The organism is Paenibacillus sp. J31TS4, from assembly GCF_018403265.1.
In the GTDB taxonomy this organism is placed as follows: domain Bacteria; phylum Bacillota; class Bacilli; order Paenibacillales; family NBRC-103111; genus J31TS4.
The window spans coordinates 1,711,736-1,726,636 of record NZ_BOSI01000001.1; the positions used below are offsets into that span (position 1 = coordinate 1,711,736).

The window sequence follows — 14,901 nt, forward strand, 5'->3', positions numbered from 1 at the left end:
TCCCTGCCCCTGGCAAGCAACAAGCGCTGACATAAAAAACCGCCTTCCCTCAGGAAGACGGCCGGCTGCGCACATAGTGCCGGAACGTGTGCGCGTGTTTGTTGTTGTCGTCGACGACGCCTTCCCGCTCCTCCTGAAGAATCCAATCCTCAAGAGCGAACTTCGGGAACAGCGCGTCCCCCTCGAAGTCCTCGTCGATCAGCGTCACCCACATCTCGTCCGCGTAGGGAAGGACCTGACGGAACACTTCTCCCCCGCCGATCACATAGAGGCCGTCTTCGGGTATGTTCTCCAGCGCCTCCTCAACGGAATGCACGATGACGCAGCCTTCGGGCGCATAACCCCGCTGGCTTGTCAGGATGACATTCGTCCGGCGGTCGAGCGGCTTGCCGATCGACTCGAACGTTTTGCGACCCATCAGTATCGTATGACCGAGCGTCACCTTGCGAAAATGCTTCAGATCCGCCGGCAGCCGCCAAGGCATCTTGTTATCGGCCCCGATCACCCGGTTGCGCGCCATCGCCACCACCAGCACGATCGGCGGCTTGTCGGTGGGCGCCGGCATGCCCGGCTGGGCCTGCTTGAGCTCCTGGTTCATCTTCTCTCTCCTTCCGTCTCCCCGGCATCAGACCGCGATCGGCGCTTTGATGCGAGGGTGGCTTTGGTAGTCGACGATTTCGAAATCCTCATACCGGTAGTCGAACAGCGAGTCCGGCTTGCGCTTGATAACAAGCTTGGGCAGCGGGTACGGCTCGCGCGTCAGCTGCAGCTTCACCTGTTCGAGATGGTTCGAGTAGATATGTACGTCCCCACCCGACCAGATCAGCTCTCCGACCTCAAGGCCGCACTGCTGGGCCACCATATGCGTCAGCAGGGCATAGCTCGCGATATTGAACGGAAGGCCGAGGAACGTATCCACGCTGCGCATCGTGAACATGCACGACAGCTTACCGTCCGCCACGTAAAACTGATAGGCGAAGTGGCAGGGCGGCAGCGCCATCCGGTCTACCTCGGCCGCATTCCAGGCACTGACGAGGTGCCTGCGTGAGTCCGGATTCGTTTGGATCGACTCGACCACCTTGGCCACCTGATCGATCTTGCTGCCGTCCGGAGCCGGCCACGACCGCCACTGGGAGCCGTAAACCTCGCCCAGATCGCCGTTTTCGTCGGCCCACTCGTCCCAGATGGTGACGCCGTTCTCCTGCAGATAACGCACATTCGTATCTCCGCTCAAAAACCAGAGGAGCTCATGGATGATGGATTTCATATGCAGCTTCTTGGTTGTCACCATAGGGAAGCCCTCTGTGAGATCAAATCGGAGCTGACGGCCAAAGACCGAGATGGTGCCGGTCCCCGTTCGATCCTCTTTCGTAACGCCGTGTTCCAGTACATCGCCTAGCAGATCTAAATATGCTTTCATGGTTCACCTCTTGGGATTGCTTCTTCGCCTAGATGCGAGGATGATTTCTATCATTATATAACGAGACTGCCGGCATTTCATTCTTTTCGCGGCTATTCCCTTTGCTAGTCTCTCCCTATGCGTTCCCTTCCTTTTAAAGCTTCGTCGTAGACTTGCACGATTTTTTTAGGGGATACCCGTTTCCAGGCTTGGATCAGCAGCTCCCGGCATTCCTCCGGATCTACCCGATCCATTCGCACGACCATAAAAGCCAGGTGCTCGAAAGAATCCGGCACAAGATAGATGTCGGGAGCCATTGTCGTATAGAGAAACCGATCGTCCTTTGTCGTCTTGACCACCAAGGAGAGCCCGTCCTGCGGAAGGACCGCAAAAATTTTGTTCCTTACACGAAACGAAGGCTTTCCCCCGTGATCCCGCTCTTCCGTTCCGGGCAAGGACAGCGCCAAGCTTCGAATCTCATCCGTAGTAACCATTGTCCTCGCCTCCCTTGAACGTTGCGAGATACCAATGGTTGCCGAACGGATCTACCACTCCTCCGCTGCGTTCTCCGTAAGGCATGTCGGCCGGCTCGTAGAGGGAGACCGCGCCGGCCGCCAGCGCCCGCTTGTAGCAATCGTCCGCATCCGGGACGAAGACATGAAGCGTGTTCGTCCTCGGCGGGAATTTGTCACTGCCTTCCGACACTTCCACGATCGTATTGCAGAGGCAAATTTCCGAATGCGTAATTTGGCCATCCTTCCCTGTCCCTCTGTTCAGCTCCTCCGCATGGAAAACCTTTTTCAAGAACGCAATCAGGTCCTCGGCATGCTTGACCGTAAAATATGGCGTTAAGCTTCGGTAACCGCGCGGCGCATATGGGTCGTTCATGGATGGCTCCTCCTTCGAGCTCGGGGAATTTGGAAAGCTGCAAGCTGTCCTCTACATTCTAGTCTGCGCGAACGGACCCGTCTTGTAAAGAATGACCATACTTGACGGACGCTATATGATTGGGATGCCTGCCAGGGATCTGGCGGTATTCACTCTGTCGCGATTGTCCAAGACATCTCCTGCCGAATCTATTACAATTGTGCCCAAATTTAGATAAGGAAAGAAGGAAGCGTCATGAACAAATACGGCCTGTTCGTCCAATTCACGACCCATCCCGGCCAGCGAGACGCGCTGGCGGCTCTTCTGCTCGAGGCGGCGGCTGCCGCGCAGGACATCGCCGAATGCGAGCTGTATCTCGTCAGTGTCCCGGAGAGCGAGCCGGATTGCGTCTACGTGACCGAGGTCTGGAGCCATAAGGAAGCTCACGACGCCTCTCTCGAGGCGGAAGAGACCCGCGCGTCCATCCAGCGAGCGATGCCTCTGATCGCCGGCGTCGCGTCCCAGACGCTGATTCCGCTTGGCGGGAAGGGCCTCTAGCTGGGCAAAGCAGCTCTCTCCGACTAAACAAAAGCAGCCTTCCGGCATCTGCCGAAAGGCTGCTTGGCTTATGGTACGTTTCTGCTTGCACCGTGTCCTCTCTATTGGCCGCCGGAGCAGCCCTTTGGTTCCCGGCAAGCTAAAGCATCCGCTCTACAGCCTCGGCCCCCGGCATGCCGGCATGGATGCCGAGCGCTTCCGCTTCCTTCGTAACGGATTCGAGCGGCGCCGCGAGCAGCTCCTCGAGCGTCCGTACCCCGACGGCGCGTCCCGCGATAATCCGCCGATCGGCCAGCTTCTCGTTCAGCAGCGCGATATCCAGCGCCCCGCACATAATGTAGCCTTTGTCCGTCGCCACGGCCAGGAGCGTCGTCTTCGGCAGCTTCACTTCGATTCCCAGCGCCGTCCGGCCGCCAATGGCGATCGGCTTCAGTTGCATCATCCTCGCCCACTCCTTCCTCTGCCCCATCGCATAGGGCCTTTCCCTACAGCGTATGACGGACGTTCGGCGAGGGGTACGGGCCGAATGCCCGAAATTGCTAGTGATTCGTCTCGGGAGGAATGCTTGTCCCTCTCTACGACGCGATGGAGTCTCCATCAAGAGGATCGGGAGAAGAAGTGGCGAAGGTGTTACCTAACGGGATCAATCTAGTCTTTTGGAGAAAGGAGGCACCCGCTTGAAAGCAGGCATGACATTGTTATGGAGCGGTTTGTATACCCTCTTTGCCTGGTTCCTTCTTTATTTTTTTGTCCCTCCCTTTGCCTCTATTTTTAAGCTAACCGTATTGGCGACCGTTTTTGTCTTTTCCTTGATCGGCTGGGGCAGCTTGGTGTTTCGCGGCAAAGCCGGGCAACCGAAGCTGGTATTCGGTCTGGGATTTTGTATCTATCTCACTCCCCACTTTACGACTTGGCTTGGCTTGCCTTTCCTTATCTCGGATCCCGATCCGGATTATGAGATCCTGCTCATAACCCTTATTTATAGCATCGTGTTATACGGGCTGTGGATCTCCGCCGCGGGAGGCCTCTTTGGATTGCTGCTGGCAGTGGTGTTCGGAAGGAAGAAAAAAAAGCATCGGCGTGCTAAGGAAACCAACGGGTGAAAGATACACCAGCAGTTCACTTCCGCCTCCTAAACGAACATGCGCAGCACCATGATGGACACAATCCCCACCAAGACAGTTCCTAATAAGCTGCGCGACAAGATCGCCATTAGAAAGGTAGGAATTGCGGCAATGACCTCAAGGTTGGCTGGAAAAGGGGCTAGACTGCCGTCTTCCAGGAATAGCTCCTGCCCTACCAAAGCGGCCATAACCGCAATGGGAACATAATTCAGCCAGCGGATTCCCCAATCGGGCAGCTGGAGACGATTCAGAATAAGAAGCGGCAGCACTCTTGGAAGGAACGTCACTAGGGATGTCCCCAATATAATCAAAAAAATAGACCACCTTACTTCCATTTCTCCACCACCATTCCAATTGTTGCGGCAAGCAAGGTAGCTACGATGACGCCTGCACTCCCGGAGAACACCAAGGATACGCCGACAACAAGGACAACCGCACTTAGGGCAACGACAAGATCAACAGCGAGCTTCCTCCGGCTCGCCATCAGGAGAACCAACAAGCCGATAAACATGGCCGGCAGGGCAAAATCCAGGCCGAACTTTTCAGGATCGGTTATCCATTGGCCGAAAAAGGCTCCCGCTATATTGGCGGCAATCCAATTTAAATAAGCTGTCACATTCAGACCATGCATCCATCTTTCGCTGATTCGTTTCGTTTTTGCGGTCTGATTGATAGCCACACCAAAGGTCTCATCCGTCAGCAGAGACCCTACCAATACGTTTTTGAGAGGAGTCAGATGACGGAAATAAGGGGATAAGGCCGCGCTCAGCAGTAGGTGGCGCAGATTAACAAAGAAAATAGTAAACACAATAGAAGCGGCCGAGCCATGAGCCGCGATCATGCCAGCTACGATAAATTGAGCGGAGCCCGCATAGAGAAGCACACTCATGAGCGTGATTTCCATTAGGCTTAATCCGGATGTTTTCTCCACCACACCGGCAGCAAAACCAATGCTCAAGTAGCCGAGCAACGTCGGCACGCAGTCTTTGACTCCTTGCAGGAAGCTCTCTTCCCTTACTTGAATCCTATCTTTTGTTACGTCGAATTGCTCAAGCTCTTGCACCATTGATCCTCTCCATCGTTGTCTGTGTCTTGATTCTCGGTTCGCTCTTAGCTTGGATAATGGATGATCATGAAGCATTTGACCGTAGACGATCCGGAATTCCGATAGACATGGGGCCTGTCTGCCTCAAAATGTATCGAATCATCTTGCTTGACTACATAGGCTTCTTGATCGATGAAAACCTCTAACGTGCCTTCGCAAACCATAATGTATTCTTCGACTCCCGCATGATGAGCCTCCGCTTCATGGGTGCATTCCGGGTCCAGCTCGACCGCGAACACTTCAAACTGTTTTTTAACATGAAACGGAAACAGCGAATAAACCCGATATTTCCCCTCATTCTCCGAGAGGGGCTCTTCCTTGTCTTTTGAAACGATCGACACGGACGGCGCTTCTTCTTTCATAAGGGAGGAAAAGGAGACGTGCAGGCCGTTAGCAATTTTCCAAAGGGTGGTCACGGTCGGATTGGAGTCCCCCCTCTCGATTTGTCCCAACATCGCCTTGCTTACCCCTGTTCGTTCCGAAACTTTATCCAAGCTAAGATTCCTCTCTTTGCGGATGCGGGATAGGTTCCGGCCAATACTCAGGTTGATAGGGTGCATACTGCCCTCCATAATAGGGAATAATCGTTCGTTATAACATTCATATGTATACTATAACATACAAGATGCGGCAGGAACTATCTATCTGGTTTTCTATATAAAAAACCTTTGATCAAGACTCTTTCTTTGGAGACGGAGCTATTCTGCAGAAAAAAAGGCAGGCCCCTACGGGCCTGCCCTTGCCAGCCGTGACCGCTAACCTTGCTGCCGGTCCAGCAAAAAGAACAGATAATCGGTCGGAACTCCGGCATACCCTTGCTGCCTCAGCATCGCGGTCACATTGCCGCGATGATACGTCCCGTGGTTGACCACGTGCATCAGGATGGCGGAGAACTGAGTATCGAGACTCCCGTATGTGGGGTGCTCAATCGTCATCGCCTTATCCGGGTCGGGCGTACGCTGCAGCAGCTCACGGAACGATTCGGCGGCGCCGGCGAACAGCCGCCGCATATCGTCCACGGTTCTACCTTGCGCTTCCTCTCTCCAAGCCGGCATCTTCGGAAAAATCTCTTCGTTCGGCAATTCCTCGAGCACGGCCAGATAGAGCCGATCAAACAAGTACAGATGCGCCAGCGTTTGCGACACCGACGGGAACACGCTTGTCACTTCTGCGTGGAACGCCTCCTCCGGAAGCTGCTCCAGATGGGCGAACAGCCGGTCGTTCGCCCAAACATGGTAGTCGTACATTTGATACGGATGTGGCATAGGGAAATCCCCCTTTTCCTTGATTCGTCTTCTTAGCTGTGTCAGCCTTGTCTCTATCGTATACCAGGTTCGCTGACAATCGCTGTCAGCGAAGATCAGTCCGATTCGTCTATGTATTGGTTCGCGATTCCGCGGGCCAGCTCCCGAATCATGCGCCTCAGCTCCACCGGCTCAAGAATGCGAATAGCCGTGCCGAACGTTAATAGATGCCGGGGCAGGTACTTGTTCATGGTTGGGATGTCGAGCAGAAACCGCGCTTCCCGGTCGGTCCGTTCCGTTAAATAGTGGCGCAGATGCCAATGGCCGCAAACCGCGTCCAGCGTGTCGGGCTCCCCCTCGATACGGATGACCGTCAGCGGTCCCTCCGCCTCCCGCCCCTGCTTGGACTGCTCGCGAAAATAAGCGGACGCGGAGAAACGCTCCGGCGTCTCGAACCGTCCTTCGGTCGGCTCCAGCCGGGCGATCCGATCGACGCGGAACGTCCGCACCGCCTGCGACCGATGGCAGAACGCGACAGTGTACCAGACGTTTCGGTCGTAAGCGAGCCCGTACGGATCGATTTCGCGTTCGGCCGGCTCTGCATCCCTTTTGCGATAGGCGATACGGACCGTTTGCCCCTCCTTTGCCGCCTGCTCCAAATCTCGCAGCAGCGGTACGACGGAGGGCGGGCGCGCCGGAGATATGACATCCAGGGCGCTTGTCCGGTCGGACAGGTCTTGGCGCTGCTCTTCGTGCAGCCCGTTCTCCACCTTTTTGAGGGCGCTCTCGAGCTCCCCCGTATACGGATAGCCGGCGCCTTGTGCGAATTTATAAGCGTCCAGAAGCGCCTTGAGCTCTACGGATTGGAAGAACAATGGCGTCTCCTTGAACGTTTCCAGAATGCGAATGCCGCCGTCATGCCCCGATTCCGCGACGACCGGCACGCCGCTGGCGCTTAATGCGTCGAGATACCGGTACACGGTGCGGACGCTGATTTCCAGACTGTCCGCGATTTGCGCGGCGGTGAGCTTCCTTCCGGATCGCAGCATCCACAGCATGGACAGCATGTTATCCCACTTCGCCATTGGAAATCCTCTTTTCTATGTGAACAAATGAACTAGATTGGGGTAAGCCACTGTTGTTCTTGGCATATAAGGGCGTCCCTGATGGGACGCCCTTGGTCACGATGAACTCTCTATTCTCTAGCATACCATGGTTGTGAGGACTGTGACCACGGAAATCGTCGTCTCTCCGGTCTCTGGTTAATCCGTTCCCACGAACCTTCCCTAAACCCGGGTAAGCTTATCCGGGTTTCGTACGAAGTAGATTCTGGCAAGCTTCCCGTCTCGAAGCTGAAATAAGATCGCGGTTATGGTTTCGTTCCCCGAACGGAGCAGGATGCCGGTCTCGCCATTCGTAGGGACAAACTCGATAGGAAGACTCTCCTGGGAATCAGCCCCAAAGCTCTTGAACCCATTGAGCAGGACTCGGGCCACAAGATGACGTGTTTGTACCGGATGCTTGAACGCCGTCACTTTGCCGCCTCCGTCGGAGACGAGCATGACATCTTCGGTCAGGAGGGACAGGACATGCTCGAAGTCGCCCTGCTCAAGGGAGGCCACGAACCGGTTCATCCACTCCATCTCGACCGCCTTGGCCGTGACTTGCTCCTCCTCGGATAGTCCCATCTTGCTTTTCGCCCGGCTCATCAGTTTGCGGCAATTCGTCTCTGTCTTGCCGAGCAGTTCCGCTAGTTCCGAATAGTCGAAGCCCAGCGCCTCCCGCAGGACGAACACGGCTCTCTCTGTCGGCGTCAGCCTTTCCAACAGGACGAGCATGGCATAAGACAGCAGATCGCGGCGGACGACCGTTGTCTCGAGCGAATCCGCCTCCGGCGTTCGAATCGGTTCGGGGAGCCACGGACCGGTATATACTTCTCTCCTCTTCCGCGCCGACTTCTGCAGATTGATGCAGTGGTTGGTGACCATTTTGCACAGATAGGCTTTAGGCTCCTCCAAACGTTCGGGATGGACATCGCACGCTTTGACGAATACGTCCTGCACTGCATCTTCCGCATCCGCCGCTGATCCTGTCATTTGATACGCCAGCGTAAACAGCAGTGCCCTATATTGATCGTACAGTTCCTCCATCGGTCGTCTCACCTTTTTCTGGCTGTTAGAGATCGCCGTCTTCTCGTTTTGTTACTATCGAAGCGAGCTGGCTAACTCCCATGCCAGCTTCTTCGTTTTCCATGCAAGCTTTCCTGTTAGGATGAAATCAAGTCCCCATTTGCGCGCCCATACCAAACCGCGATTCTCCCCCAGCCCGATGCAAAAGGCATCCATCACTTCTTTGTGGCTCGGCGCGGGACGGCCCTCCAGATCGGCTATCACCACTTTGCCCAGTCGAGCCGCCTGCATCCCGCCTTCTTTGCACGTCATCTGATCCGCCCTGCCGGTTCCGGGATCGATGACTCTTGCGCAGTCGCCAATGCTGTATACGCCCGGCGCCCCTTTGACCCGGTAGCATTCGTCCACCAGCACTTGGCCCTCCGGAGTCAGAGGCAAGCCCATGGTGCGAAGGGCTGGATTCGGTATCAGACCGATCGTCCAAATACAGAGGCCAACCTTCAGGTTATCGCCGCTGCTGAGCGTCACCACTCCTGCTTCCTCCCGCATGGCCTTGCAGTTGTAAAGCACCGTCACCCCGCATTCACCGAGTATTTCGTTCAATTTACGGCCGACTTTTTCTGGTCCTTCCAGGAACAGCCGATCCTGTGCGCTCAGTAAATAGATAATGAGATCGGACGGATTCAGACCTAGCGTCGACGGCTCCTCGCGCATGGCAAACGCCAGCTCAGCGGATGTCCCGATGCCGCTGATCCCCGCTCCCGCCACCGCGATGGTCATCAGACGCTTCTTCTCCTCAGGGTTCGTCTCGATGGCCGCTTGCCGCAGGTTGGCGCGCCAGCGCTCTCGGATATCTGCCGCGGCTTGAGGGTCGGTCAAGTTAATGCCGCCCTGCTCGGGATCCGCTCGGCGAACGATGCTGCCGACTGCCATGACCAAAAGGTCATAACCGATTCGAGCATCCTTTCCTTGCGCGTCCGTATATCGAATTTGTTTCGTCCCGCTGTCCACGGACGTAACCGTCCCTTGCACGAATTCGACTCCTTCCGGAAACCAATGCGTCCAGGGGAGCATAATTTCTTCCCCGCTCACGGCCGGTCGGAACAACAACACCTTGCGCACATGACCGGGCTGCTTGTCGAGCAGAACGAACCGAATCCGCCGTCCGTTCGCCATTCCCCCGGTCGCTTCCTTTATTGCTTTGAGCGCCCCAAGCCCTACATGACCGCCGCCGATAATGAGACATGTCAATTCGTTCATCCTTCCTCAGCTCCTTAACGTTTTGCATATATAACAAGGCAGGGTGCTGATTCGTGACATCGGGACGATTTTCATGGCATGAGCTCTTCATCAGGGATTAGACCTGCGCGATAGCATGCTATAGAGGCCTTCCTGTGGTCTAAAGAAAAAGAAGAGCGCCTCGGTATGATGGGTGCGCAGGAGGTTATGGCCTCAGAAGCCCATCTAGGAGATCGCTCTACTAGAAAGTTTATGTGACAAGGTAACCAAAAATCAACTTATTTAACTAGTCTAATGTGAGTTTAATGGCACATTCTACACCTATTCATGAAGCAGCACTTGGTCTAGTTTCAAAATGCCGACCAGATCATGACCCGTTAAGCCAATCCCGACAAGAAAACTGCCGGACACTCCGCCAACGCGGTCTGGAGGAGGCTGAATATCCGAGAAGGTGGTCACTTTGTTCACCCGGTCCACGATAATCCCGACTGTATCCTCCTGATGATGGATCACTATAATGCGCGTCGTTTTGGAATACTCCTCTTCGGATAATCGAAATATATGACGCAGGCTGACGACCGGGACAATCTTCCCCCGAAGGTTAATCACGCCTTTGACATAGGGCATCACGTTCGGGATACGAGTGATCTCCTGCATCTTTATAATTTCATGAATGTCTTGAATAGGAATGCCGTATTTTTCATCTCCAATGCCACACTCTATATACTGCTCCCGCTCTGTTGCTGTCCGCATGGTCGTACTCTCCCCTTAAGACAATTTGAAATTTACCCCTGCCGGCGGACTCATTCTTATTTTACTTTAAAAATGGAGACAGCCTCGTTCAAGCCTTCGGCAAGCTGCGCGAGCGATTGCGAGGTAGCCGCAGTCTCCTCTGCTGCTGCGGCCGCTTCTTGACTTGCGGACGAAATGCTTTCAATGGAATGCATCACTTCGTTAGACTGGGCGGCTTGCTCTTCACTTGCGGCAGCAATCTCTCCGACTTTCCGCTCCGTGTCGTTAATCATCTCAATAATTCTTGCAAAAGCTTCTCCTGTCTCTTGCGTCTGATGGACCCCGTCGGATACGGCCGCAACACTCTTATAGGTGTTTTCCTGCATTCCTTTAATAATCAGGGTGATTTCCTTGGTTGCCGTACCGCTGCGCTCGGCCAGTTTCCGCACTTCGTCGGCCACAACTGCAAAGCCTCTTCCTTGTTCTCCGGCACGCGCAGCTTCAATGGCGGCATTCAGCGCCAGCAAATTCGTTTGCTCGGCAATATCGTCGATCACTTCAATAATTTCTCCGATTTTGTTGGAGTCTTCCTTTAAGTGCGACATCTGCAGATTTACTTGATTCATGCTTTGTACGGATTTTGAGACAATGATTCCTCCGTCTTGGGCGATGGAAGTGGTTTTGGCTGCTAACTCTGCCGCTTCCTCCGCGTTCTCCGCAACGGAATTAATGGCTGCCGACAATTCGCTGAACAGCTCCTGCATATACTGCGCCGCCTGCGCTTGCGTCGTGCTTCCGCCTGCAATCTCTTCCGTCGTAGAGGAAATTTGTTCCGATGCAGCGGCAACACTATGGGAGGAACTCATTATGCCGCCGATTAATTCACGTAAGCTGACAACCATTTTGTTGACGGAGGCCGATAGCTGCCCCAGCTCGTCATTAGAACGGATGGCCACCTCTTCCGTCAAGTCTCCCCCGGCGATTTTTTCCGTCGTTTTCGTTAATGCTTGAAGAGGTACCGTTATCGTTCGGACAATCCAAGTGACGAGCAGAATGCCGATCAAAATCGCAACTACAATCACAACGATAGTCGTATAAAGAATTCCTTGGGTTGCACTCGAAATTTCGGACATTTCAATGCCGCCGACAATTTTCCACCCGGTCAGTTGGTTGGTAGCATATACCGCCCGCTTGTTTAGACCTTGAAATACGTAATCGAGCGTACCGGAGTCCTTCTCATAAAATTTTGGCACAAACGACTCTTTATTTTCGGTACCCGCGGCAATCGTAGGATGGACAATATACTTGCGGTCCTTATCCATGACAGTTACGTAGCCCTTCTGTCCGATTGTGAAGCCGGCCACTTGCTGAGAAAGCTTAGCCAAATCGAGCGACCCGCCGACTACTCCCAAGCCGTCATCGCTTGCTTTTGCTATGTTCACCACGACATGGCCCGTCCCCACCGAAACGATTGGATCGTCCACAATCGCATTCCCCTTATTACTCATCGCTTTCGTGTACCAAGGCCGCTTGGTAGGATCAAATCCATCCATCTTCTGGACAGGGGAATTAATAAACAAACCATTGTTCATTCCATAATATACGGACTCGTATTCGGAGCTGACTGCCTTATAGGCATCCAGCACGTTTTGGATTTTAGCGCTGCCCGAATCATCGGTCATCATTCCGCTGGTCTGTTTTGCAAAATAGTCCATATCAGCCAAACTCGAGGTGATCAGATCAGTAATTTGATTGTTTACATACTGCACATTCTCGGTTGCGCTATCCATAATCTGATCAATTACCGCAGATTTTGCCTTTTGATAGGAAAACCAGCCGATCGTGACACACGGCAAGATAAGAATTACCAGGAAAGACGCAATCAAACGATTTTTTACAGTCAGTTTCAATGGTTTCAAGCTCCTCATTCTTCTAATTTGATATTCCTAAGGTCATGAGACATAAAAAAATACCCCTTTAGTGGAAAAGGAGCATTCGATTTCCCCAATTGGTAACCCGGCTGTCGTGGCAGTAGCGCTTTAGACCCGTGGTTTTGCGACCTTATCTTTCAATAAGTTTGCCTTTTTCAATTTTGGTTCAATAAAAACTTCTGACAAAAACCAGCTTTGTGATTTTCAAACGATTTGATCCAGCATTCAGCAAATGTTAATTCCAGTATGTGATTGATCAAATCTCCTTTGCTTTTGAAAGATTGGTAAACTGTTTAATAGAATCGACAGTTCGACAAATTATGAGTACGTAATCGACATTTTTCGTCATTCCTTCCACATATTACATGACAAAACGTTACTTTTCAAGCCATAAATTGGTGTTTATTCGACTTTTTATAGAACTTTATTCCTACTATCTAACATATTCATGGGATTTAGGAACCGGAATGTGTGTGTTTCGATTAGATATATATACCCATCCTGAGGTTCAAAATAAAAGTTCCAAGTGTACTCTCTTGCGGAAAAAGCTTGTCCTCCTCCGACGTCTTCTGCCCTCGTCGGAGGGGGACAAGAACATATATCGTTATTGGAAAAGAAAAAGTGTATAGTTAGTTGTTCTGTAACCCAAAGCTAAATAAGCTGCCGGATCAAGCCGACAGCTTTGAACTCCCGTAATCTCTCCTCGCTATTCCTCTCGGTCAGCAGCGTTCCTATCCTGCCTTAGTTTACGCACCTATGACGATCATTGGGTCCATGCTAAACTATCCGGTATAGAACGACATGCGCGAGGAAGCAGGGGTGGGACATGGAGATAAACCTAGCAGAGCGTTTGATTGCGGAATGGGCGGAAGAGAATGCCCAGGCGATTGGGCTAGCGCCGAATACCATCCGGTCGTCCTATCTCTATAACCCCGGAGGCTTCGGCAACTTGTCCATCTGTTTGACGGACGGCCGCACGCGGCTTCACGTCAAACTGGCACCGCCTAGAAAAGCGGAACGACTGCGGCAATGGGCAAGCATTAGCGATTATCTTACGGAGCATTACACGGCGCCCAGGCTTGTCGCTGAGATAGACACTGAGATCGTGCCTGGGTATCCGTACGGCCTTGTGTTCGAATATATCGAGGATGCCGTCTCGCTTGCGGACGCGCATTATCCCGAGGTCGTGCTGTCAGGCGTTCTGGAGACCGCCGCAAAGCTTCATCGCGACAACCGTCTTCACGCCATGCTGCCTCAGAATGAGACTCGCACCTATGCAGAGGCATTCGAAGATGAATACCTATCCCGATTTCGGGAGGATCTCGACGGAATCGTCGAGTCGCGCGAGCTGCTTAGAGATTTCGTGTCCGATGAGACGATCATGTGGTTTGGAGAAGAAATAGAGAGGCTGAACGAGACGGTCCGGCAAACTCCTGCCTTCCTCCTCCCAGCTGGCGACGTGGTGCATAACGATCTGAACGGCAACAACGTACTGACCTCGGGCATGGAACGCTTCCGGATCATCGACTGGGACGACCTGTCCGGCCGGGGCGACGCGGCGATGGACTATTCCGTCCTGCTTTGGCCGCTGACCCAGGAGCCGGCATGGCCCAAGTGGAGAGAGCACGTGCTGGCAGAGGCAGAGGCTGCGACCGTCCAGCGATTGGACCTTTATTTTCGCGCGAAGCTGTTCGACGACGTCCTCGACGTGCTGGCCGACTATGTCGAGGCGGAGCAGGTGCCGGAGCATCGGGACGCCACCCAGCAGAGGGCCAAGGCCGTTCATCTTCACTCCTATCCGCTGTATCTTGCCAAGTACGGCGCCGGATAAGGCGGGGCGGCCAGCTACCCGAGTTTCGAAGCTCATGAGCTATCTGGTAACCAAATAAACCGCCCCTATGAGGGCGGTTTCTTCAACTCTAATATCTGTTAGCCATCCATCTACTTCGTTGCACCGCGGAGCTCCGTTTTTTAGGGAAGAGCTTAAGTCTGGTTTTCCTTAAGATAAGTTTTTACGGTCGGTGGTTCATAAGAAGCAAATTGTTCAAGCAGCCGATTGGGTTCCATCTCTACAATTGCCATAGATAGGTACTTTTCGTGCAGAAATTGTTCCTTTGTCATATGGTTGAACAGCTCCACAAGAGGATCAAAGTAATGATTAATGTTTAGAAGACCACAGGGTTTTTGATGAAGTCCTAATTGAGCCCATGTAAATATTTCGAAGAATTCTTCTAATGTTCCCGGCCCACCCGGTAAAGCGACAAAGCCATCTGCAAGCTCTGCCATTGTAGCCTTTCTCTCATGCATAGAGTCAACAACGATCAGCCTGGATAATCCTTTATGCGATATTTCTCTCTGCTCTAGGAAACCAGGCATAATGCCAATGACTTGTCCACCTTCCTCTAAGACAGCATCCGCAACGGCTCCCATAACACCAACACTTGCTCCCCCGTAAACAAGGGTAAGATCCCGTTTCGCAAGTTCTTTACCAAAACGTATGGCATGTTCTATGTACACATTCGATGCTCCAGCACTGGAACCACAAAATACAGCTATACTTTTCATGATGACCG

Annotated in this window: 18 protein-coding genes and 1 riboswitch; of the genes, 3 read left to right on the forward strand and 15 right to left on the reverse strand. The window is 53.1% G+C overall.

All coding sequences use genetic code 11. The annotated features are described in order from the left end of the window. Window positions 1–49: 49 nt before the first annotated feature. The 4 genes from KJS47_RS08005 to KJS47_RS08020 form a co-directional block, all read right to left on the reverse strand. Window positions 50–598 carry a dihydrofolate reductase gene (locus KJS47_RS08005; protein ID WP_249716169.1) on the reverse strand — a complete coding sequence of 183 codons (549 nt, stop codon included), beginning with the start codon at window positions 596–598 and terminating at the stop codon, window positions 50–52. Window positions 599–625: 27 nt separating this feature from the next. Further along, window positions 626–1,420, reverse strand: coding sequence for a thymidylate synthase (gene thyA / locus KJS47_RS08010; RefSeq protein ID WP_213524289.1), 795 nt, complete (start codon window positions 1,418–1,420; stop codon window positions 626–628). A 104-nt stretch (window positions 1,421–1,524) separates the two neighbouring features. Continuing rightward, window positions 1,525–1,893 carry an MmcQ/YjbR family DNA-binding protein gene (locus KJS47_RS08015; RefSeq protein WP_213524291.1) on the reverse strand — a complete coding sequence of 123 codons (369 nt, stop codon included), beginning with the start codon at window positions 1,891–1,893 and terminating at the stop codon, window positions 1,525–1,527. Further along, window positions 1,877–2,287: a VOC family protein gene (locus KJS47_RS08020; RefSeq protein WP_213524293.1), complete on the reverse strand. Its 411-nt coding sequence runs from the start codon at window positions 2,285–2,287 to the stop codon at window positions 1,877–1,879. The genes KJS47_RS08015 and KJS47_RS08020 overlap by 17 nt, the downstream gene beginning before the upstream one ends. Before the next feature lie 234 nt (window positions 2,288–2,521). On the opposite strand from KJS47_RS08020, the gene KJS47_RS08025 reads away from it, so the two are divergent. Next, on the forward strand, window positions 2,522–2,824 hold the full coding sequence (locus KJS47_RS08025; protein ID WP_213524295.1) for a putative quinol monooxygenase: 303 nt from the start codon (window positions 2,522–2,524) through the stop codon (window positions 2,822–2,824). A 139-nt stretch (window positions 2,825–2,963) separates the two neighbouring features. Here the strand turns inward: KJS47_RS08025 and KJS47_RS08030 are convergent, their stop codons facing one another. Beyond that, a complete protein-coding gene (locus KJS47_RS08030; protein ID WP_213524297.1) occupies window positions 2,964–3,266 on the reverse strand; it encodes a YunC family protein in 303 nt (100 codons plus the stop codon). A 235-nt stretch (window positions 3,267–3,501) separates the two neighbouring features. On the opposite strand from KJS47_RS08030, the gene KJS47_RS08035 reads away from it, so the two are divergent. Further along, on the forward strand, window positions 3,502–3,927 hold the full coding sequence (locus KJS47_RS08035) for a hypothetical protein (RefSeq protein ID WP_213524299.1): 426 nt from the start codon (window positions 3,502–3,504) through the stop codon (window positions 3,925–3,927). Between the two features lie 29 nt (window positions 3,928–3,956). Here KJS47_RS08035 and KJS47_RS08040 read toward each other — a convergent pair whose 3' ends face one another. The 9 genes from KJS47_RS08040 to KJS47_RS08080 form a co-directional block, all read right to left on the reverse strand. Then, window positions 3,957–4,283: an AzlD domain-containing protein gene (locus tag KJS47_RS08040; protein ID WP_213524301.1), complete on the reverse strand. Its 327-nt coding sequence runs from the start codon at window positions 4,281–4,283 to the stop codon at window positions 3,957–3,959. Next, a complete protein-coding gene (locus KJS47_RS08045) occupies window positions 4,274–5,014 on the reverse strand; it encodes an AzlC family ABC transporter permease (RefSeq protein WP_213524303.1) in 741 nt (246 codons plus the stop codon). Before KJS47_RS08045 ends, KJS47_RS08040 begins: the two co-directional genes overlap by 10 nt. A 44-nt stretch (window positions 5,015–5,058) precedes the next feature. Beyond that, window positions 5,059–5,613, reverse strand: a complete 555-nt coding sequence (locus KJS47_RS08050; RefSeq protein WP_213524305.1) for a helix-turn-helix domain-containing protein — start codon at window positions 5,611–5,613, stop codon at window positions 5,059–5,061. A gap of 195 nt (window positions 5,614–5,808) precedes the next feature. After that, complete coding sequence (locus KJS47_RS08055) at window positions 5,809–6,318, reverse strand: DinB family protein (protein WP_213524306.1); 510 nt, start codon at window positions 6,316–6,318, stop codon at window positions 5,809–5,811. Window positions 6,319–6,413: 95 nt separating this feature from the next. Beyond that, complete coding sequence (locus KJS47_RS08060; protein WP_213524308.1) at window positions 6,414–7,382, reverse strand: helix-turn-helix transcriptional regulator; 969 nt, start codon at window positions 7,380–7,382, stop codon at window positions 6,414–6,416. 201 nt (window positions 7,383–7,583) lie between these two features. Then, window positions 7,584–8,447, reverse strand: a complete 864-nt coding sequence (gene sigJ, locus KJS47_RS08065) for an RNA polymerase sigma factor SigJ (RefSeq protein ID WP_213524310.1) — start codon at window positions 8,445–8,447, stop codon at window positions 7,584–7,586. A gap of 54 nt (window positions 8,448–8,501) precedes the next feature. Then, on the reverse strand, window positions 8,502–9,686 hold the full coding sequence (locus KJS47_RS08070) for an NAD(P)/FAD-dependent oxidoreductase (RefSeq protein ID WP_213524312.1): 1,185 nt from the start codon (window positions 9,684–9,686) through the stop codon (window positions 8,502–8,504). Window positions 9,687–9,986: 300 nt separating this feature from the next. Next, the gene (locus tag KJS47_RS08075) at window positions 9,987–10,418 is read right to left on the reverse strand and encodes a chemotaxis protein CheW (RefSeq protein WP_213524314.1); all 432 of its coding nucleotides are present in this window, start codon (window positions 10,416–10,418) and stop codon (window positions 9,987–9,989) included. Window positions 10,419–10,474: 56 nt separating this feature from the next. Next, window positions 10,475–12,307, reverse strand: a complete 1,833-nt coding sequence (locus tag KJS47_RS08080) for a HAMP domain-containing methyl-accepting chemotaxis protein (protein WP_213524316.1) — start codon at window positions 12,305–12,307, stop codon at window positions 10,475–10,477. Window positions 12,308–12,404: 97 nt separating this feature from the next. Next, window positions 12,405–12,489, reverse strand: a riboswitch (cyclic di-GMP riboswitch). Window positions 12,490–13,154: 665 nt separating this feature from the next. Here KJS47_RS08080 and KJS47_RS08085 point away from each other — a divergent pair. After that, window positions 13,155–14,159 (forward strand): aminoglycoside phosphotransferase family protein, encoded by a 1,005-nt coding sequence (locus KJS47_RS08085; RefSeq protein ID WP_213524318.1) that lies wholly within the window; start codon window positions 13,155–13,157, stop codon window positions 14,157–14,159. Between the two features lie 152 nt (window positions 14,160–14,311). Here the strand turns inward: KJS47_RS08085 and KJS47_RS08090 are convergent, their stop codons facing one another. After that, a complete protein-coding gene (locus KJS47_RS08090) occupies window positions 14,312–14,893 on the reverse strand; it encodes an LOG family protein (protein ID WP_213524320.1) in 582 nt (193 codons plus the stop codon). Between the last annotated feature and the right edge of the window lie 8 nt (window positions 14,894–14,901).